At 45.4% G+C, this 20,525-nt stretch carries 14 protein-coding genes; 5 read left to right on the forward strand and 9 right to left on the reverse strand.

Annotation, left to right across the window (positions count from 1 at the left end; translation table 11 throughout):
- The first annotated feature begins 10 nt into the window (after positions 1 to 10).
- Positions 11 to 4,228 (forward strand): hybrid sensor histidine kinase/response regulator transcription factor, encoded by a 4,218-nt coding sequence (locus FHS86_RS14600; protein ID WP_429415191.1) that lies wholly within the window; start codon positions 11 to 13, stop codon positions 4,226 to 4,228.
- Between the two features lie 172 nt (positions 4,229 to 4,400).
- Here the strand turns inward: FHS86_RS14600 and FHS86_RS14605 are convergent, their stop codons facing one another.
- Together FHS86_RS14605 and FHS86_RS14610 are read right to left on the reverse strand one after the other, a co-directional pair.
- Positions 4,401 to 4,568, reverse strand: a complete 168-nt coding sequence (locus tag FHS86_RS14605; protein ID WP_429415193.1) for a hypothetical protein — start codon at positions 4,566 to 4,568, stop codon at positions 4,401 to 4,403.
- 256 nt (positions 4,569 to 4,824) lie between these two features.
- The gene (locus FHS86_RS14610) at positions 4,825 to 5,355 is read right to left on the reverse strand and encodes a GtrA family protein (RefSeq protein ID WP_429415196.1); all 531 of its coding nucleotides are present in this window, start codon (positions 5,353 to 5,355) and stop codon (positions 4,825 to 4,827) included.
- 172 nt (positions 5,356 to 5,527) lie between these two features.
- Here FHS86_RS14610 and FHS86_RS14615 point away from each other — a divergent pair, with 172 nt between their 5' ends.
- Positions 5,528 to 6,148, forward strand: coding sequence for a hypothetical protein (locus tag FHS86_RS14615; RefSeq protein WP_429415199.1), 621 nt, complete (start codon positions 5,528 to 5,530; stop codon positions 6,146 to 6,148).
- Positions 6,145 to 7,551: a DUF5723 family protein gene (locus tag FHS86_RS14620; protein WP_429415202.1), complete on the forward strand. Its 1,407-nt coding sequence runs from the start codon at positions 6,145 to 6,147 to the stop codon at positions 7,549 to 7,551. The genes FHS86_RS14615 and FHS86_RS14620 overlap by 4 nt, the downstream gene beginning before the upstream one ends.
- Before the next feature lie 9 nt (positions 7,552 to 7,560).
- Here FHS86_RS14620 and dacB read toward each other — a convergent pair whose 3' ends face one another.
- Positions 7,561 to 9,003 carry a D-alanyl-D-alanine carboxypeptidase/D-alanyl-D-alanine endopeptidase gene (gene dacB / locus FHS86_RS14625; protein WP_429415204.1) on the reverse strand — a complete coding sequence of 481 codons (1,443 nt, stop codon included), beginning with the start codon at positions 9,001 to 9,003 and terminating at the stop codon, positions 7,561 to 7,563.
- A 2-nt stretch (positions 9,004 to 9,005) separates the two neighbouring features.
- Positions 9,006 to 10,289: a voltage-gated chloride channel family protein gene (locus FHS86_RS14630; protein WP_429415207.1), complete on the reverse strand. Its 1,284-nt coding sequence runs from the start codon at positions 10,287 to 10,289 to the stop codon at positions 9,006 to 9,008.
- 270 nt (positions 10,290 to 10,559) lie between these two features.
- Here FHS86_RS14630 and FHS86_RS14635 point away from each other — a divergent pair, with 270 nt between their 5' ends.
- The gene (locus FHS86_RS14635; RefSeq protein ID WP_429415209.1) at positions 10,560 to 12,548 is read left to right on the forward strand and encodes a cation:proton antiporter domain-containing protein; all 1,989 of its coding nucleotides are present in this window, start codon (positions 10,560 to 10,562) and stop codon (positions 12,546 to 12,548) included.
- 277 nt (positions 12,549 to 12,825) lie between these two features.
- Here the strand turns inward: FHS86_RS14635 and FHS86_RS14640 are convergent, their stop codons facing one another.
- From FHS86_RS14640 to FHS86_RS14650, 3 genes are all read right to left on the reverse strand, one after another.
- Entirely contained in the window at positions 12,826 to 13,224 is a 399-nt protein-coding gene (locus FHS86_RS14640; RefSeq protein WP_429415212.1) for a hypothetical protein, read from the reverse strand.
- A gap of 235 nt (positions 13,225 to 13,459) precedes the next feature.
- Positions 13,460 to 14,506 carry a glycoside hydrolase family 43 protein gene (locus tag FHS86_RS14645; protein ID WP_429415215.1) on the reverse strand — a complete coding sequence of 349 codons (1,047 nt, stop codon included), beginning with the start codon at positions 14,504 to 14,506 and terminating at the stop codon, positions 13,460 to 13,462.
- An 87-nt stretch (positions 14,507 to 14,593) separates the two neighbouring features.
- Positions 14,594 to 16,087, reverse strand: a complete 1,494-nt coding sequence (locus FHS86_RS14650; protein WP_429415218.1) for a potassium/proton antiporter — start codon at positions 16,085 to 16,087, stop codon at positions 14,594 to 14,596.
- A 547-nt stretch (positions 16,088 to 16,634) separates the two neighbouring features.
- On the opposite strand from FHS86_RS14650, the gene eno reads away from it, so the two are divergent.
- Positions 16,635 to 17,921 (forward strand): phosphopyruvate hydratase, encoded by a 1,287-nt coding sequence (eno, locus tag FHS86_RS14655; protein ID WP_429415221.1) that lies wholly within the window; start codon positions 16,635 to 16,637, stop codon positions 17,919 to 17,921.
- A 165-nt stretch (positions 17,922 to 18,086) separates the two neighbouring features.
- Here eno and cysN read toward each other — a convergent pair whose 3' ends face one another.
- The gene (cysN, locus tag FHS86_RS14660; protein ID WP_429415224.1) at positions 18,087 to 20,060 is read right to left on the reverse strand and encodes a sulfate adenylyltransferase subunit CysN; all 1,974 of its coding nucleotides are present in this window, start codon (positions 20,058 to 20,060) and stop codon (positions 18,087 to 18,089) included.
- Positions 20,061 to 20,124: 64 nt separating this feature from the next.
- On the reverse strand, positions 20,125 to 20,487 hold the full coding sequence (locus FHS86_RS14665; protein WP_429415227.1) for a four helix bundle protein: 363 nt from the start codon (positions 20,485 to 20,487) through the stop codon (positions 20,125 to 20,127).
- Positions 20,488 to 20,525: the final 38 nt, after the last annotated feature.

Here is a 20,525-nt window from a genome sequence, read left to right on the forward strand (position 1 = left end):
ACTTGCTTTCATGTTGAAATGCCGTTTTATCCTGCCGCTGGTACTCGTCCTGTTGTTATTCAGTCAGTTGAGTAGTCAGCTTCGTGCACAAAGTAATCTTAACTTCGATGTTCTTTCAATCGACGATGGCTTTAGCAGTAGCCGGGCCAATGTGATTATGCAGGACAGGGCAGGATTCATATGGGTTGGAACATGGAATGGACTCAACCGTTATGATGGCTATGAATGTGTGGTCTTTCAATCGGATCACCGCGATCCGACAGCACTGAGTAACCGTGAAATTACTGCCCTGCTCGAAGATCACAAAGGAAACATCTGGATAGGGACCACCTTTGGTTTGAATCGTTACAATCCGGTGCTTGATCATCTTCAGAAATATCATTTTGAAACCCGTATTCTATCGCTTTACGAAGATGCAAACAATAAAATATGGGTGGGAACTGCAGGCGACGGGCTCTATCGCCTTGATCCTGAAAGCGGCACCAAACACCACTACCTGGCGGGAGAAAACATCAACGATATTTACGAAGATAAGCGGAATGAGTTTTGGCTGGCCACCAGCAGCGGACCGGTTAATTTCGACCGTGCCAGCAGTTCCTATCGTCGTTATTTGAATCATTGGCCGCTCAGCCCTGCTGAACAGGTTCCTTTCGAAGCCATGAGCATGGCAGGTTCGGCCGATGGCTCACTCTGGATCGGAATGGCTCCCTACGGAATCATGAAAATCATCTCGCACGAAAACCGTGACAGTATTAAGTTAGTGCACTATCAGCCGGGTGAGCAGGCGATAGGTGGCTTATGCCGTTATCCTGTCGATCAGCTTCTTTTCGATCAGCAAAACAATTTGTGGATCGGAACCCGCGGAGGTGGTTTGTTGCTCTTAACTGCCCATGAGCAGGAAAAACAGCCAGCACGGGCTGTTTATGCAGCTTATCATTACGATGTGAACGATCGCTTTAGCTTCGACGGCGACAATACCATTTCTGCCTTGTTCATCGATCGGAATGAAACATTGTGGGTTGGCAGCTCCCACATTAACATAGCCAAAATCGGGAGTCAGAACATTACCCGCTTTAATACCCGGCAAATTAACAGTGGTGAAGTTACCGGTAACTGGGTAATGGACATAGGTGTCGATCATGATGGCTATACCTGGCTGGGAACCAGCGACGGATTGATCAGATACGATGTGGCCCTGAAACCATATCAGCGGATCATCAGTAGTGCTTATCGCCATAAAAACAAAATCAAAAACTGGTCATCCATCCATTCGCTGATTGCCTTGGATGAAGACCAACTACTGGTTGGTACTGCATCCGATGGTTTGGTACTTTGCTCTACCTCGATCGGCAACGATGGCATTGTTCATGCTGAAGCAATATTCGATCGCAACAGTTCGCCAGCCTTGCCCGAAAACGGCATCACGGTATTGGCCCCTTCTGTTAGTGACTCATCAGTGATATGGGTAGGAACGGCCGAAAACGGATTGGTGAAATGTGACTTTAGCAAGGGCAAGCCGAGTTTTGTGAATTATCGGAGCGGATACGGTTTGCGCAGTATGTCAGACAACCATGTGCGATGTATCATTGAAGACCGTTATGGTAAGGTTTGGGTAGGGACACAATATGGTCTTAATTGTTTTAATCCTGAAAATGAAACCTTCGAACGTTATTTCTTCTCAGACAATGACAGCTGTTCGCTTAATGATAATGTGATTAACGTGTTGTATGAGGACCGTAGTGGAATGCTTTGGGTAGGAACCAACTCAGGCCTGAACCGAAAGAGGGAAAGCCCCTCAGGCGGAACTTCATCTAAATGCAGTTTTCAGGCTTTTCCCGATCAGACACTGGTCGACAACCAAATTATTCTTAACATACTTGAAGATGATCATCAAAACCTGTGGGTGGGTATTTACAATGGGATTGTAAAATTCAATACACTGAACCATCAGGTCGACTTTGAATACTTCGATAAGGCATATTCCAGAATAAAAATCGATCAGAACAGCAGTTGGAAAGATGAACAGGGTCGCTTTCTGCTGGGAGGCGGAAACGGTTTTTTACGCTTTCATCCCGACAGCATTCGTCAGCAGTCGAGGCCACCGATGATCCAGTTAACCGACCTGCTTCTTTTTAACAGGAAGGCAAAAGTAGATCAACAAAAGAAGGAACATCGCTTGCTGGATAAAACGATCAGCTATACCGATTCGCTCGTATTCTCGCATCAAATGGGGGTTTTTACCTTCGTTTTTTCAGCCATGGAATATTATTCAAGCAGTGAGCACAAATATGCCTATATGCTCGATGGGTACGATAAGGACTGGAACTATGTGGGAGCACGCAATACAGCCACCTACACCAATATTCCTGCAGGTAAATATACCTTCAGGGTAAAAGCCTGCAACAGTCATGGGGTATGGAGCAGCGAGCCACGAGCTGTCTTTCTGCAAATTAAACCTCCATTTTGGAAAAGTTACTGGGCCTACTTGCTTTATGCTGTAATGATTACCGGTTTGCTTTATTTCTTCAACCAGTTTTCTATCATTCAAATCAGGGAAAAATCGCGCCTTCTGCTCGAAAGGGTACAATATGAAAAAGAGCACGAACTAAATGAGTTGAAGGTACATTTCTTTACCAATATTACCCATGAGTTCCGGACTCCGCTGACCCTCATTCTTGGACCCTTACAGGAAATGCTGGAGCAGAAGGCTAAGTTCGGGGTACACGCCCGTAATCTCGAACTGATACAACGAAACGCCCATCGTTTGCTGCGTTTGATTAATCAGTTGATGGAATTCAGGAAAGTAGAAAAGGGAAAGGTAGAACTATTGCTTCAGGAAGTGGATGTGGTACCGGTACTCATCGAAATGTACGATTCGTTTAAGAGTCTTGCCGATTCGAAAAACATCGATTTTATGTTACATTACGAACAGCCAACCATTCTGGCCTGGCTCGATCGTGATAAGTTCGACAAGGTGCTGTTCAATTTGCTGTCGAATGCTTTTAAATTTACCGACGAGGGAGGACGAATCGACATACGTTCGGGCATTATACACGAAGAACACGGTGTTTCACAGCTTTTTATAGAAGTAGACGACAGTGGAATAGGCATCCCACCTGAAAAAACAGAACTGGTTTTCGAGCGTTTTTATCAGGTGAATCAACGGGATAGTCAGAGTACAGGTGGTATTGGTTTGTATCTGTCAAAGAATTTTATTGAACTGCACCGGGGAAGTATCAGGGTAGTAAGCGAACCCGACAAGGGGAGTTGTTTTAAAATTACCCTTCCTGTAAATCTCAATCAACAGCATGACATGAAGCTGATCAGCACGGTGAGCAAAGGAACACAGGGTAATGAACAGCCTTTTGATGAAAACAGCTTCGAAGCCGGGGCAGATGACAGGGAGCTCACCAGACCACAAGGCAATGAAGAAAACAGCTTTCAGTTATCGGGCACCAGCGACCGGCCCCTGGTGCTTTTGGTCGAAGACGATTTAGATATGAATGAATTCATAAGCAGGGGGCTGGCAGCACAATACCGGATAAAAAGTGCTTTCAACGGGAAGGAAGCCCTTCAACTTGCCCGACGTTTAAATCCCGACCTGATTCTTTCCGACATTATGATGCCTGAAATGGATGGCCTCGAGATGGGGCATAACTTGCAGAACGATATCAATACCTCCCATATTCCCCTGCTATTTCTTACCGCCAAAACCAATCGCGAAAACGAACTCGAAGGCTTGCAGGCCGGGGCAGTCGATTACATTAGTAAGCCCTTTAGCATGGCGTCGCTCATCATGAAAGTTTCGAATATTTTAAAAACACGCGATTTATTGCGAGAGCGGTTTCAAAAAAGCAGTTTGCTTGAACCCGAAGTGGAGCAACTCAGCTCGCTTGACGAAGAATTTCTAAAGAAAGTAATGGAAGTGTTCAATAATAATATCGACAATTCCGAGTTTGATGTTGAAAGAATGAGCCGGGAGTTGGGAATTAGTGCCAATCAGACCTACCGAAAAATCAAAGCACTTACCGGTCAAACGGCCAAAGAGTTTATTCGTACCCAACGCTTGAAATGTGCTGCCAAACTTTTAATACAGAAGAAACGTTCGGTTTCTGAAGTCATCTACATGGTAGGTTTTACCAATCCGTCGTATTTCTCACGTTGTTTTAAAGAGTTTTATCAATGTACACCCACTGAATACATCGAACGATACGGAGAGAATGCTTAATGAATGGTGAATGGTGAATGATGAATGGTGAATTTAAATGAATCAGGAATCATTGCATCGTATTTGACCAAAGTAGTTTTTTTCACTCAGATAATCAGGTGTTCAGGCACTTTTAGTGGCTTGTAATTCAACTCGCTATGGTTCCAGTTTCCGCAAACGCTGGCTAGCTCTGTCAATCAACAACTCCCATATCATCTTTTTTCTCAACCTCAATCTCAACCTCAATCTCAACCTCAATCTCAACCTCAGCCTTATGACGTGTATTCCACTGCTTTGGTGCTAGAAAAATGACAGGAAATTTCAAATTTTGAACAGCCGCTAAAAACACAGGTACAGCCAATTTTAATTAATTATCATCCTTTGGCACACATTGTTTCTACATTTGAGTGATTGACAGGTAAGTGTTATTGAATATACCTGCTGTGTCATCGATTAACCTGACAATTTTTAATCTAATTAATGCAGATGCTGCTTTTTTAAGTTGCATGCCTAAGCAAAATGAGGAGGATGTGCCTCTGATTTATGCCGATTATTATTATGTTGAAGCCCTCACTCGTATGTTGAAGCGAATGGACGATTAAGCTGTTGCCAGGCAATCAGGCCCGTTCTTCCATGGCCTGTTTTTCAAGTGCCTTTTTACCTGTTCTGAAGGTGAAGTGCTTCTGAATCATGTAACTATAGACGATTACCAACAGGGTTGTGAAAATTTTTGAAGGGGTGGCCAGCCAGCCAAAAACTTCAACAAAGAGTTTTAATAAAACATAGTTCAGGATGATCGATCCACCAACCGAAACACCATATCTGAAAAGTTGTATTCTTCCACGTAAAAGCGATTGGGTGAAGGTTACGTATTTTGCAAGAATAAATCCACTGGTAAAAGTAATGGGGAATACAAAAACAAAGGCGGCAATGTGTGGCTTCATGGCTACTATCCCCAAATCGACTACCGATTGATCAAAAATGTAATTGTAAAAAATGAAGTATAGTACAATGTCAAATACGGTGTTCATGCCGCCAGTGGCCGCATAACGGAATGTTTCAAGGGGCATGAAACGTTCAAATGGCTGGTAAAACCAATCGATGATCCTAATTAACAGATCTCTTAATTTTTTGCTTAGTTTCAACATTAAGGCTTGTATTTTGCAGTCGTCGAAGATACAACTTCTTGCCAATATGAACCAAATTGCTTTAATATTGTCATTTCGTTGATATGGTAAATTACACATTGATTTGAGAAAAATCAGCTGGAATGCCATTCATGTGCTGTTTCGTCGTATTTTTGAAAAACAAACGATCTGAATGCTTACCACAAATTTGTTATCAACGAAGTTTCTTAAGTTAACAGTAGCCATCATTTTGTTGTTGCTGACTTCGGCCTGTTTTGAAAAGTACAGCGATGCAGGGATTCATAGCGCTGCTGAATGGATGATTCCCTTTGCAAGTGGCACCTACACCATCGACGAATTGTTCGATCTTCCTGAAGAAGAACAGGTACAGGCTGCAGGACGGGGTTCTTTTTATCAGTTTCGCGATACACTTCTTTTAAAACAATCCATGCCACAACTGCAAAGCGATAGTTTGGGGCTGGTTATAGAGTCGGTCAATTATCTTCCCTTCGAAATTGTATTGTTTATACAGCCCTTTGATACCATCCAACATCAGCTTAGTGGTGATTCCATACAGTTAAAACTGGCCCGGGCGGCAGCAGCCGGCGACGATCTGTGGCAAACTGTTCCGGCAGGCACACGCAACTATTTGCTCCTCGAAGGTGGGCATGAAACCTGGTTCAGCGAGGCAGGTGCTTTATTGCTGACAGCCGATTTTATCTGGCCACACGATGAAGGTTTTGCAATAGCTATAAGCGAATTACCAGATATAGACGTACTGGATTTGCAGCTCTTTTTAAATTTGAAGTTTTGAATTTTAAACAGATAATCATAAAAACAGGTATCGGGGTATTGGTCGTTTTTTTAACATTGCAGGCCTTTGCTCAGCCATTGAGCAGTGAATTGTTAATGACTGGCCGACGATTGGTTGTAAGCGATCCGGCGATGTTGCCCGATAAGGGGCCACAATTTCTTACCCTCTTTCCGACCGGCACTCAGTCGGTCAATTTTTTTATTCCCTTCACCGCCAGACAAACTTTTCGTTTGCATGAAAATGGTGCAAACTACTTGTTTGACCTTGAAAGCATGAACCAGCATGCCGCTGAAAACAATCTTTTATTTTTTAAGCTGAATGCCACGCTTGTTAGTTTTAGCAGTGTTCACCGCCAAATGAGCTGGCGAATTTCGGTCAACGAAGAGGCAATGGGCACGATCAATTTTGAAAGAGGACTGATTGCCTTGCTTTCACAAGGAAATACAGAAGAAAAAGCGGCTGAGTTTGCTTTGCCGGCTGCTGCACATCATTACAGGAGTTATAATTTTTCGGGAGCTAAAACTTTTAACGAAGCACTCCGGGCAGGACTTAATATGAAAGTGCTTTTTGGAAAGTCATGGGTGGATCTTCAAAGTCAGTATAAAATTGAAACGGCCGTTGATTATCAAGCTATTGATGTGGCTGTTTCAGGCGAGGGGAGGGTTTCTGCCCCGCTGAGACTTCAACAACTGATTGATAAGCAGTCGGAACCGTCCAATTGGAGCAACTACCTGTTTAGCACTGCGAATCCTGGAATGGCCATCGATGCTTCGGTTCACTATCAGTTAGGTCCTTTGTCATTCATCACTGCGGGTATAAATAATCTGGGCCTGATTTACTGGAACCGAAATACCACCACTTTTATTGCCAATGGGACGCATCGGTGGGAAGGTATTGAGCTGTCTGGTCCTTTGGGTTTTGAGTCGCTGGGTGATTTTTCCGCACATCCCGATGTTGAGGCTTTCAGAGACAGTTTTTTGAACCGGATTCTGGTTCCCGAAGCCCGTTCGTTTGTCGCCATGCTTCCGCCAGGTTCGAGTACAGCTTTTTGGCATTATTACAAACCAAAACTACTGCTGGGTATTTTTGCCGAATCGATGCTGCTTAATCGTTTTATTCGTTTTAATACCGGTTTTACGGCCATTTACCAAAGCAACGATTACTGGTCGTTTTCAACGGGTATGCATGTTTCAAACCGTGGAGTTACGCAGTTCCCCTTAGGAATAGCTTATCGGGGCGAAGGCCTGAAAGCATCGCTGGTAGTTCAAAACTTACTTCATCCTTTGTTTCCCGGGCGCGTCAGAGGAGCTGGCGGTACATTCAACCTGGCCTTTGTATTCAACAGGGTGAAATTGAAAGGTACTGTTAATTCGAAAACGTATCCTTTTTACCGAAAATTTTAATAAGGCATGCTAGTAGCTGTTGTACAGCAGCTCCATCAGTGCTTCCATTTTTTTCGCCATTCCAAAACTGCTGTCGTCAAAATTATTAATGATAATGGCAAAGGCAATTTCAGTTCCTTTTCGGCTGGTTAAGTAACCTGCAAAACTACGGACGCGTGTCATGGAACCGCTTTTTGCCCGTGCTTTTCCTTTCAGAAACGAATGCTGAAAATAGTATTGCTGGGTACCGTCGAGGCCGGTGAGGGGTACCGAATGGTAGAAATGATCGAAACAAGGGCTGTTGTGATACATGTATTCCAGAACCCGGGTAAGTGTTGACGCCGAAAGTGCATTAACGCGTGAAAGGCCACTGCCGTCGGCAAGGTAGAGTTGGGCAGGATCCATATTTCTTTCTGTCCAGAATTTTTCAATTACTTCCAGTCCGGCCCTTGTACTGCCTTCGCCAGAGAATTGAAGGCCGAGCTGTTTACAAAGGTGTTCGGCATACAAATTCACACTCTCGTGGTTCAGAACGTTCACAATCTCAGACAAGGGCGGCGAGGTCCACTTGAACAGCAGGCTGTCGGGTGCCAAAGAGCCTGTCGGGCCTTGTGCCTTTCCGCTAACGGTAATGCCCATGTGCTCAAGTACCCTTTTTAATTCGCTGGCAAGCAGAAGTGCCGGGTCGGGTACCGAAGCTTTGATGCTGTAGGCCTGTTGTCCGAGAGGCAGTGTTCCTCTGATAATCCGAAAACTGTCGAAAGGACTGCCATACACATAGGCGCGGTCACGCCGATCGGTCGATGCAGTTACTTCGTTACGCAGTTCAAGCTGTGGTATAACCGGATTCGTTTTAATTATTTTAGTGGGGCCGCCACTGCTGTCGGCCGTTTCAAAAACCAATTCAAAGGTATTGTCGTAAATGGCAAGCCCCCGGGCTGCAGCTCCGAAATAATTGCCCAGATCTTCCCAAATCCAGGTTTGGGGAACATCCTGGTCGCTGTAAATTCCCGGATCGGCCACAATGTCTCCGTCGATGGTATCGATTCCGGCCTGACGGATCAAGGCCGCCCACTGGTACAAAAACTGATCTTTTGGTGAGTTGGATGCGAAATAGCCAGAGCCCAAGGTGGGATCACCTCCACCTGTGATGAGCAGATTTCCCTTTAAACGTCCCTTTTCAATACTTCCTTTGTAGCCAACGCTGGTTTCAAAATGGTAATCGCAGCCGAGTAATTCAAGGGCAGTTGCCGAAGTCAAAAGTTTCAATACCGAAGCAGGCGTGAGGTTCTGCCGGGCATTGTAGGCCATCAGTTCCTGTTGGTTTTCCAGATCGATGGCACTGATTGAAACGATGGCATGCTGAAGCGCCTGTTGATTGATGAAACCGACCGGACTGGTGCTTTCAGACACTTGTTGCCCAGGGCCTGAAAGGCTGATAAAAAGTAGTATCGCTAATAAATAATGATGCATGTTTAAATTTCTTTGATTCGTTTTCCTGCGTATTTTCCAAAGGAAACATGTTTGGGTTGTCCAATAAACTGACCGTTGTAAATGCTGGTGTTCCCCGACATGAGATATGCCACCACGCAGGCAATGGCAACATAAATGCCACTTTCGATGCCAAACAATTCGAAAGCCATTACACTGCAGGCAAGCGGTGTATTGGTGGCACCGGCAAAAACAGCAACAAAACCCATGGCAGCCAACAGACTCATGGGGAGTGGGATGATCCATACCAGGGCATTTCCCAGCGTTGCACCGATGAAAAACAGGGGAGTAACCTCGCCACCTTTAAAGCCGGCTCCCAGGGTGAGTGTGGTGAACAGGATCTTGATGGCAAAGTCGTAAAATGGCAATTGCTGATCAAAAGCCTCCACAATTACCGGAACGCCAAGACCGATGTATCGTGTGCTTCCCATTGCAAAAACAGCAATGGCTATCATGAGTCCGCCAATGAAGGGGCGCAGGGGAGGGTATTTAACCTTTCGTTTGAACAGGAAACTCATTGTATGATTAAGTTTGCTGAAAACGGCGGCTACCAAACCGAAAGCAATACCGGCAAGGATGCTGTAAATGATATTCATGGTGTCGATTTCGGGGGCAGCAACCTGTTGAAACAAAGTATGGCCAACTCCCCACACGCGGGTGACATGGTCGGCAATGATGGCTGCCAGAAAAGCCGGGAAAATGGCATCGTATTTCATTTTGCCGATTACAATCACCTCAAGGCTGAAGATCGCTCCTGCGAGCGGAGTGCCGAATACCGAACCAAAACCGGCTGCAATGGCTGCAATGATCAATAGCTTTCGGTCGCTGTGATTAAGCTTAAGCGGGCGGGTAAGCTGGTCCGAAATGGCACCGGCCATTTGCAGTGCGGTGCCTTCTCGTCCGGCCGAACCTCCAAAAAGATGGGTCGCAATGGTTCCAAACAAAACCAATGGAGCCATTCTGAACGGAATGCGTGGGCCAGTGGGGTGCATGGTGGTCTCGATCAGCAGGTTGTTGCCTGCATCCGAATTCTTTCCAAAGTAGTGGTACAACATGCCCACCGCCATCCCGGCAAGGGGCAATAGCCAGATGATCCAGCGATTGCTTTCCCGCAGATTTTCGGCCCAATGCAGCGAGGTAAGAAAGAAGGCCGAGGCCGATCCAACAGCCAGGCCAACGAGCGTGGCTATGATCAGCCATTTCAGGATGAAAAAAATTGAAGGATGTTGTTGATAAAAGCTGCTTTTTTCAATTCGTTGACTGATCATGCCCATGGTTTAAGCCGTAAAAATAGGAAAGTTTTAAAAGCACAGGAAATGAAGCCGCTGTAAATTTGTTGAAGTGAATGTTGAATATTGGTATTTCCGATCGCTCAAAAATGATTATCTTCGGGAATACGCATTCATCAGGCGTTTGCAAGCATTTTTATAAGCCAATTTCGGAACAATTGAAGTAGGATGATGTTCTTGTTTATATTTCATTTTTAGTTCTAACAGTACTTTTTTAACCGAATTTTTTTTGTTTTAATCAGTTCAACTATGGAATTGTCCTTACTTAAAGACATTGTAGTAATTTTTGCACTTTCTACCTTTGTAAATCTGATTTTCACCAAGTTGAAAATCCCTACCATTGTTGGTTATTTGCTTACCGGCGTAATTGCGGGACCGCATTTACTGAAGATGGTTGAGGAACAGCATCAGATTGAAATACTGGCTGAAATTGGGGTGGTCTTGCTGCTTTTTTCAATCGGACTTGAATTTTCGCTGAAACACTTGTTGCGTATCCGTAAGGTCGTTTTTCTGGGTGGATTTATGCAGGTTGCTTTAACGGCGCTCGTATTTTTCGGGATTTCACGGTTTTACGATATGAATTGGAAATCGGGGCTGTTTATAGGTTTTGTGGCTGCCTTAAGCAGTTCGGCGCTGGTGTTGAAAGTATTGCAGGAGCGGTCTGAACTGAGCTCCAATTACGGTCGTACCGTGCTGGGGATACTGATCTTTCAGGACATTATGCTGGTTCCGCTGCTGTTGTTCAGCGATTTTCTCGGACCCGAAGCACTTGATCTTAAAACCGAACTGTTTGAACTTTTATTGAAAACGATTGGCATTATTGCCTTTGTTTATGTTGGCAATAAATGGCTCTTTCCCTGGTTACTTCGTATTATTGCCTTCACCCGGAATCAGGAGCTTTTTATGATGAGCATTTTGTTGTTTTGTCTGGCCATTGCACTAATGACTTCTGAGCTGGGAATGTCGCTGGCCTTCGGAGCCTTTTTGGCCGGATTGATGATTTCAGAGTCGGAATACAGTCACAATGCTTTTGGAAGCCTTATACCATTTAAAGATACCTTCACCAGTTTCTTTTTTGTTTCGGTGGGCATGCTGCTCGATTTGAATTTCGTACTCGATCATGCCTGGATGGTTGCCGGCACGGTGGCACTGATACTGATTATCAAAGCAATATTTGCCGGAGCTACGGGTTTCGTTCTGGGGCATACTTTTAAAGGAACGGTGATGGTTGGCCTGGCACTTAGTCAGGTAGGCGAATTTTCATTTATTCTGGCAAAAATTGGTGTTGAAAAAGCAATTATTTCTTCCTTCTATTATCAGCTTTTTCTTTCGGTGGCGGTCATTACCATGTCGGTTTCACCCTTTATTATTAAACTGGCACCCGGCTTTGCGAATTTTTTGTTGAAGCTTCCTTTGCCAAAAGTATTGGTTGAAGGGCTTTTCCCGCTCGTTGAAGTGGAAGTTCCGGCCATCGAGAACCACACTGTGTTTATCGGAAAAGATCCGGTAGCGCTCAAACTTTCGAAGTTGTCGAAATATGTCAAATTACCGTATGTTTCGATTGTTTTTGACCCAATGAAGGTGAAAGAACTGCAAAAGGCGGGTGAAAGTGTGATTTACGGCGATGCCGTTAATGAGCCCATTTTGCAGAAAGCCTTTGTCGATAAAGCCGAAATTGTAGTGGTCTCGGTAGGTGATATGATTACTTCATTGGCCATCATCGAAAAGGTAAGGACAATGAACAAACGGGCCTACATTTTGGTAAGGGCCAAGAATATCAACGACATTGAACAGCTTTTTGAAGTAGGGGCCGATCAGGTCTTTCCTGAAAACTTCGAAATTGCCATCGATTTGTTTGGTCGCATTATGAACCATCGCCTGATGCCCGATAAGGAAATTAATTTGCTGCTGGGCAAAATCAGAAACGACTTTTACGGCGTATTTCGCGATCGCGATAACAAAAACCAGCCCGGCCTGCTCGATGAACTGCCCAATCTTGAAATTGCAGTGTATAAAATAACCGATGATTCACTGCTTGTGGGAAAAACGCTGGCAGAGCTTTCTTTGCGCAAGAATGTGGGAATCACGCTGGTGGCCATTCAACGTGGAAAAGATTTAATTGAAAACCCCGGCAGCAACAATGCCTTTGAAACCGGCGATGTACTGTACTTCCTGGGTAAACCCGGCCAGATTGCCTATGCCTACGACTACTTTTCGGCAGCCGATGAGAAAGGATGAAAAAGTCAGAAAGTCATTAAGGAAAAAGTCAATGGTCATTAAGGAAAAGGTCAGTAAGTCATTGGTCATTAAGGAAAAGTTTACCCTGTGAAATTGCTTGTATAGCTAGCATATTCTCCAGGGGATAAAAGTTGATATTTGTTAATCGCATCATCAAAGATCTTATTTCACAGGGTCATTGGTCAGAAAGTTGAAAGGAGATATGTGTTTATCAACAGCTTTCAATAAGCTTCAACTGTCTTCAACAGTCTTCAAGTGCCTTCAATGATTTTCAATCTCATTCATCCTTTTTAGTGCAAATCTCATTGGTATTTTCACCTGGTGACTTTACACCAGTTCGAACATCCACACCGGCTGCCTTGTAGGAGATAGGTCCGCTTCCCAGTGCTATTGTCGATTCTTTACCATTCTCATCAGTATAAGTGACCAGGGCCAGATTGGCCTCTTTGCTTTCAAAGTAGTCAATCGCATCGATTTTACTTTCGGGCGAAATGTTTAAAAGCGATCGCAATTCATCGCTGTCGTTGGCCAAAACATAGCCGTTGGGAGATACCAGTTGCCTTGCTTCGGGCGACAGGGCATTTTGTTCACAGGCAAATAAGGTAAATACAAGGATGCCTGACAGGATAAAATGGATGTACCATTTTTCTTTGAATAGAGGATGTTTTGTTTTCATACGATTAAAATTTTAGTTGTGTTTTAAAGGGTTGATTAACAATGCTAAACAAATTTAATTAATGGATTTATTAAAATCAATAAGAAATCAATAAAGTATAATAAACACATTATATACGCTGAAATATGCAACAAGGCAGGCAGAAATTGCTCATTAAATGATGAGTAGCAGGCCGATATAAAACAACAAGGCCGCATCGAAAGATGCAGCCTTGTTGTTTTTGTCGGGTTCGAAATTAGTCACCCATATTTTGTCTGAAATCGGGGAAGCCGTCTTCGGTCCAGTGCAATACCCTTGCATGGGTGTGGCGGTTGGGATCGTTGAGCGGATCACCGTTAATTTCCTTGTAATTGCGCGCGTGGTAAATGATCACGTCGGTTTTGCCATCCTCGGCAACAGTGAATGAGTTGTGGCCGGGGCCAAAACGTTTCAGTGAATCGTTGGTGAAGAAAACCGGCTCCTGTGCCTTGTTCCACGAAGCAGGATCCATCAGGTCAGCTTCTTCGTCGGCCCAAAGCAGACCGATGGCATAATTGTGGTTGGTGGCGCTGGCCGAATAGCTCACAAAGATTTTGCCGTTGCGTTTAATAACAGCAGGCCCTTCGTTTACGTTGAAACCAATGCGTTCCCATGCAAGTTCGGGTTCGGTAATTACAATTTCGGGACCGGTGAGGGTGGTCGGGTTTTCCATTTCGGACATTACCAGGGCGGTGCCATGGGCGCTTTGCCACACGTTTTGTGCCCAGATGAGATAACGTTTTCCTTTGTGTTCAAAGGTGGTGGCATCGAGTGAGAACGATTCGCGCTGGGTCATGATGCGTCCTTCTTCTTTCCATTCGCCGGTGGTAGGATCGTCGGCAGTGTTCGAAAGTGCCCACATGCGGATGTTCCAGATGTTTTCGGCCTCGCCGGCTGCGAAATAAATGTACCAGGTACCATCAATTTTGTGCAGTTCTGGTGCCCATATGTGATGCCCCATAACGCCTGTACTGTGTTTGGTCCATACGGTTACAGCCTCGGCCTCGCTGAGCCCCTGAATGGTAGGCGATTTTCGCAGTTCGATGCGGTCGTATTCAGGTACACTGGCAATGAAGTAATAGCTTCCATCGTCGTCCTTATAGACCCACGGGTCGGCACGCTGCATCACCAGCGGGTTTTTATAAACAGGTTCCAGAGCGCTTTCGGCCTGCTTGTTTTTGTTCGATGTACAGGAGCTAAATCCTGTTGCTACAATCATAAGCCCCAGCAGGGCTTTAGAGAAAAGAAGATCTTTGATGTTCATTCGTATCTATTTTCTGGTTATTTCAAATTTGAGGCCTAAAATAGGAAAATAAGTAAATTTTGAAGTGGATGAATGTTTACTTAAAGACTACAAATCTTCTTTTTTACCTGATGGAACAGCACTTTTGTTAATACAGATAATGGCGTTTTCAAGGCTCTCCTGATCATCGGACAGTATGAGTAATACATCGTTGGCCTCAATTGTAGTCGATCCGGTGGGGGTGAGATATTTTTCGTTTCGTTTGATGAGCGCGATCAATGCATTGCCTGGCAGACCAAGATCAATAATTCTTTTATCAATTGCTTCACAGCCTTGTTTGACTTTTATTTCACGCATGGCTGTTTTAGGAATATTGTTGATGAGTTTATCGGTTTCTGAAACGGGTTTTTCCTTTTCGGGCAATGCCACCTTAAACCATCGGGCAACTACCGAAAGGGTGGTACCCTGAACGATAACCGATGTTACCGAAACAAAAAAGACAATATTGAAAATCATGTCGGCTTTTTCAATCCCGGCCAACAAAGGATAGGTTGCAAATACAATTGGAACTGCTCCCCGAAGACCAACCCAGGAGAGATAGAATTTGCTGTTGAGTTTTGTTCGTATGGCTGCCAGACTCAGGAACACGCCAATCGGGCGGGCAATCAGAATGAGAAAGAAGGAGATCAGCAGACCAATACCAATGTAAGGAACCACTTCAGATGGAAAAACCAATAATCCCAATGTTAAAAAGAGAACTATCTGCATAAGCCAGGCCATCCCATCGTACATCTTCAAGATGGTCTTTTTGTGAATTAATTCGTGATTTCCTAAATAAATGGCACAGATGTAAATTGCTAAAAATCCGTTTCCCCCAATAAAATCGGTAAGCGTGAAGGTAATAAACATAAGGGCAATGACTAAAACCGGATAAAGGCCTTCAAAAACAAGACTGATTTTATTGATTGTGATTTTACTGAGCATGCCAAATAAAAAACCTGCTACTCCGCCCACAATCATTTGTTTTAGAAAGAAGGGGATAATTGTTAACAGACTTTTATCCTGATGCACCACCAGGGTAAGAAAAGCAATGGTTAACACATAGGCCATCGGGTCGTTGCTACCGCTTTCGAGCTCAAGCGTTGGTCTTAGTTTTCGTTTTAATGCCAGGTTTTTGGATCGTAAAATGGAAAAAACAGCAGCGGCATCGGTTGAAGAAACAATCGATCCCAGAAGCATGCTTTCATAAATGGTAAAATCGGTAATCAGCCATACAAACAGGCCCAAGGAAGTCGCTGTTAAAAATACACCTAAGGTTGAAAGCAAGAGTCCTTCGCGTAATACAGGTCGTACCGATTTCCAGTTGGTGTCGAGTCCGCCGGAAAAAAGAATGAAATTAAGCGATACAATACCAATGAATTGTGCAATTTGAGGGTCGTCAAAATGGATGCCGCCCAGCCCTTCCGATCCGGCAAGCATTCCGATGGCCAGAAAGAGCACCAGGGTTGGTATGCCCAGACGATAGCTTGTTTTTCCTGCAATGATGCTCAGCAATAGCAAAAGCGAACCAACCAATAAGATATTTTCGACTGTGATAAGCATTGGAATGTAGTTTGTCCCAAGATAAGTTTTTTATCAGATTCGCTACAAACTTCGATGGTGATTTGAAAGTACAGTAATTTTTTTGGTGGCTGGACATGAAATAGCATTCGTGGGTAATGTAGCTTAGAAGTAGCTTCGGGCAGGGCGGAGGCGGAAAGCGCCGTACGTGCGCGGCCCATGTTGAGCCGGCAGGGCAGGAGCGACCGGAGGGAGCTCCCTGCGCGCCGTGCGAAACAGGGACGTGAGCGTGCGGACTTGCAGCCGCAGACCGTGTGCCCGCCTTATGATTTTTAAGGAATATGATGTGCTTGGGTTGAAGTGGTTAAATCAACGTTAATTCAGCAGGATGCATTGGGGAAGTGTGCAGACTTGTAGCAAATTGGCCGCTTTTTTATCTATTTTTAGGCCGCCAAAAAGCGAAGCATCCGATGCTTAAAAAAATGGAACGATGTTACTTAATTTTGTAACTTTGCGACACTTTTAGAAAAAGCACGGTCAGCTAACCGTTGAAGCTAATTTTAAGTTTAATCATTCAAAAAAAATAACCATGCACATTTACAAAGTAGTTGGCAGAGAAATCATGGACTCGCGCGGTAATCCTACCGTTGAAGTTGAAGTAACCCTCGAAAGCGGAATCAAAGGACTGGCAGCTGTTCCATCAGGAGCATCGACCGGTGAAAACGAAGCGCTTGAGCTGCGCGATGGTGATAAAGGTCGCTTCCTTGGAAAAGGATGTCTGAAAGCTGTTGAAAATGTTAATACCAAAATTGGTCCTGCCATTGAAGGCATGAGTGCCCTCGATCAGGTAGGTATTGACATGAAAATGCTTGAACTCGATGGTACCAAAACCAAAAGTAATCTGGGAGCCAATGCCATTCTGGGTGTTTCGCTGGCAGTAGCCAAAGCAGCTGCCAACTACCTCGACATGCCCTTGTATCGTTACATTGGCGGTGTGAATGCAAAAACGCTTCCCGTACCAATGATGAACATTATCAACGGTGGATCGCACTCGGATGCACCGATCGCTTTCCAGGAATTCATGATTCGCCCGGTAGGTGCACCTTCGTTCCGCGAAGGATTGCGCATGGGTGCTGAAGTTTTCCACAGCCTGAAAAAAGTGTTGCACGACCGTGGTTTGAGTACTGCCGTAGGTGATGAAGGTGGTTTTGCACCTGCGCTGAATGGAACAGAAGATGCCCTCGACAGCATCATTAAAGCCATTGAAAATGCCGGTTACAAACCAGGTGAGGAAGTGACCATTGCACTTGACTGTGCCGCTTCGGAATTTTACAGCGATGGCGTATACGACTATTCGAAATTTGAAGGCGCCAATGGTGCAAAACGTAACTCAGACGAGCAGGCTGCTTTCCTGGCTGACCTGGTTGCAAAATATCCTATCGACTCGATTGAAGATGGTTGCGACGAAGGCGACTGGGACGGTTGGGTTAAATTGAACAAGGCGCTGGGTGACAAAATTCAGCTGGTTGGCGACGACCTGTTTGTGACCAACGTTGAATACCTGAAAAAGGGAATTGAACTGGGTGCTGCCAACTCGATCCTGATTAAAGTGAACCAGATTGGTACACTTACCGAAACCCTCGACGCCATTGAAATGGCTCACCGTGCTGGTTTCACATCAGTAACCTCGCACCGTTCGGGCGAAACCGAAGATGCTACCATTGCTGATATTGCAGTAGCTACCAACAGCGGTCAGATCAAAACCGGTTCGATGAGCCGCTCCGACCGGATGGCCAAATACAACCAGCTGCTCCGCATTGAAGAAGAACTGGGCGAAAAAGCCATTTACGGATACAAAAAAGTTTACAAGAAGTAAGCTAATAGCACGATAAAATTGAAAAGCCGTCTCTGGAAACAGGGACGGCTTTTTTCGTGAGCTGAAACGGGAAAATAGTTATTAATCGATAATGTTGGGGAATGGCTGAGGTCTTATTAGGAGGTTAAGGTTAAGCGTGTTCTTAACCTTAACCTTAAATACCAATTACAGCGGAAAAACCTTTTTCTCGGCCAGGTAGCGGAGGATGGTATCCGGATTGGTGCCATTCTCAGCGGGTTGCAGCGTGAGGGCTGCATTTTCGGGTTGTTCGTAGGTGGCATCTACTCCGGGTAAATGGGTGATTTCGCCCTTGTCGGCCAGCTCGTACAAGTCGGGACGGTTGTTACGACAGTAGTCGAGTGGTGCATCCATGTGCACCAGGTGGAAACGCTCGGCCCCTACAATGTCGGCTACCTGACGGCGGATGTCATCGTCGGGCGAGATGAAGGAGCAGATGGCAATGATGCCCTGATCGTTCAGCATACGGGCAATATGGGCCACGCGGCGCAGGTGTTCGGTACGGTCGGCCAGCGAAAAGTCGAGCTCGCGCGAAAGGCCTGAACGAACAGTGCTTCCGTCGAGCAGTACCACGGTGGCTCCCATGTCGAACAAGTGTTTTTCGAGGTGGTAGGCCAGCTCATTTTTGCCCGATCCGTGCAGACCTGTAATCCACAGCGTGGCACCTTTTTGTCCGTAACGTTTCTGACGTTCTTCGCTGCTGATGAGGCATTCGCCCTTGTCGATGCGGTTGCGGTATTCGTCGAGCGAGATCTTGCTGGTAAGGGCATTGGCGTCGAGCTTGTCAATGATCATTCCCACAGCGCAGGTATTGTGCGTAAGCGGATCGATGAGCACAAAGGCGCCGGTCCCCTTGTTTTTGGTATAGGGATCGAAGAAGATGGGCTTCACCGTGGTGAGCACGGCACGGCCGATTTCATTGAGTTCGAAATGTTCGATCTCCGACTTCTGCAGGGTATTGATGTCGACCTTGTAACGAATGGTGTCGATGCGCGCCTTGGTGGTGTGGGTATTGTGCTTGATGTAAAACTGGGTGGAAAGGTTCATTGGTTTTTCGTCCATCCAAACCAGCATGGCTTCAAAATGGCGCTCAACATGCGGCAGGTTGTCGGGATGCACCAGCATCTCACCGCGCGAGATGTCGATCTCGTCTTCGAGGGTAAGGGTAACCGACTGGGGCGGAAAGGCCTCGTCGAGCTCACCATCGTAACTTACAATTTGTTTCACCTTCGATGTTTTACGCGAAGGAAGCACCATTACGGTATCGCCCTTGCGTACAATGCCCGAAGCCACCCGGGCCGCAAAACCACGGAAGTCGCGGTCGGGACGGTTGACGTACTGCACCGGAAAACGGAAATCCTCGAAGTTGCGGTCGCTGGCCACGTGTACGGTCTCGAGGAATTCGAGCATCGACTTACCATGGTACCAGGGCATTTTACCTGTTCCTTCAACCACATTCTCGCCTTTGAGGGCCGAGAGGGGGATGAATTCGACGTCGGGGACGTTGAGTTGCGATACAAAGGCTTTGTAATCGGCACAAATATCATCGAAGACTTTCTGGCTGTAATCGACCAGGTCCATTTTGTTTACGGCCAGCACCACGTGTTTGATTCCCAGCAGGGAAACCAGGTAAGTGTGGCGGCGGGTCTGGGTGATGACGCCCTTGGTGGCATCGATGAGAATGATGGCCAGGTTGGCCGTTGATGCACCGGTCACCATGTTGCGGGTGTACTGCTCGTGCCCGGGACAGTCGGCAATGATGAACTTGCGTTTGTTGGTACTGAAGTAGCGGTAAGCTACATCGATGGTGATGCCCTGTTCGCGTTCGGCTTTTAGTCCGTCGAGCAGCAGGGCGTAGTCGATTTCCTCGCCTGCATGTCCCACGCGCTTGCTGTCGCGTTCAAGGGCAGCCAGCTGATCTTCATAGAGCATCTTGCTGTCGAACATGAGCCGCCCGATGAGCGTTGATTTGCCATCGTCGACCGATCCTGCAGTGAGGATGCGAAGCAGGTCTTTTTGCTCATCCTGTGCCAGAAAGGACTGGATATCGAGGGTGCCGCGGGTATTGCCGGAGGGGGAGGAATTGTTGTTCTGTCGTTGAGTGTTGTTATTTGTTGCCATTGTTGTTGAGTTGTAAGGGTTGTAAAGGTTGTAAAGGTTGTAGTTGTTGTAATGGTTGTAATTGTTAGGTTTTCCAGTTGGCCTCGACGTAGGTGATGAAATTATTGATTTTTACACCAAGTTTTTTCAATTCTTCTGTAATGTCATCCCATCCATTGTTCGGATGAATTTCATTTAGAAAATCAGCTTGCGATGTGGATTCTAATAGCGAAGCATGACTGTATACCAGAAACTTTACAAAATCAGCCTTGTATCTTTTTCTTCTATATCCTTCAATAATGTTATCCTTTATTGATTGACTTGATCTTCGAATCTGACTTCCGGTTTCAAATTTATCTGGATTAGGTAATTGTAATGTTTTTCTATAAATCCTTACAGCCAGATCCATTGAAAGCTTGTAAATATCAAGGTCAGTATAACTTTTCATAGAATGTTAACAATTACAACCATTATAACAACTACAAC

The sequence above is a fragment of the Roseimarinus sediminis genome (assembly GCF_050433125.1).
In the GTDB taxonomy this organism is placed as follows: Bacteria; Bacteroidota; Bacteroidia; order Bacteroidales; family Prolixibacteraceae; genus Roseimarinus; species Roseimarinus sediminis.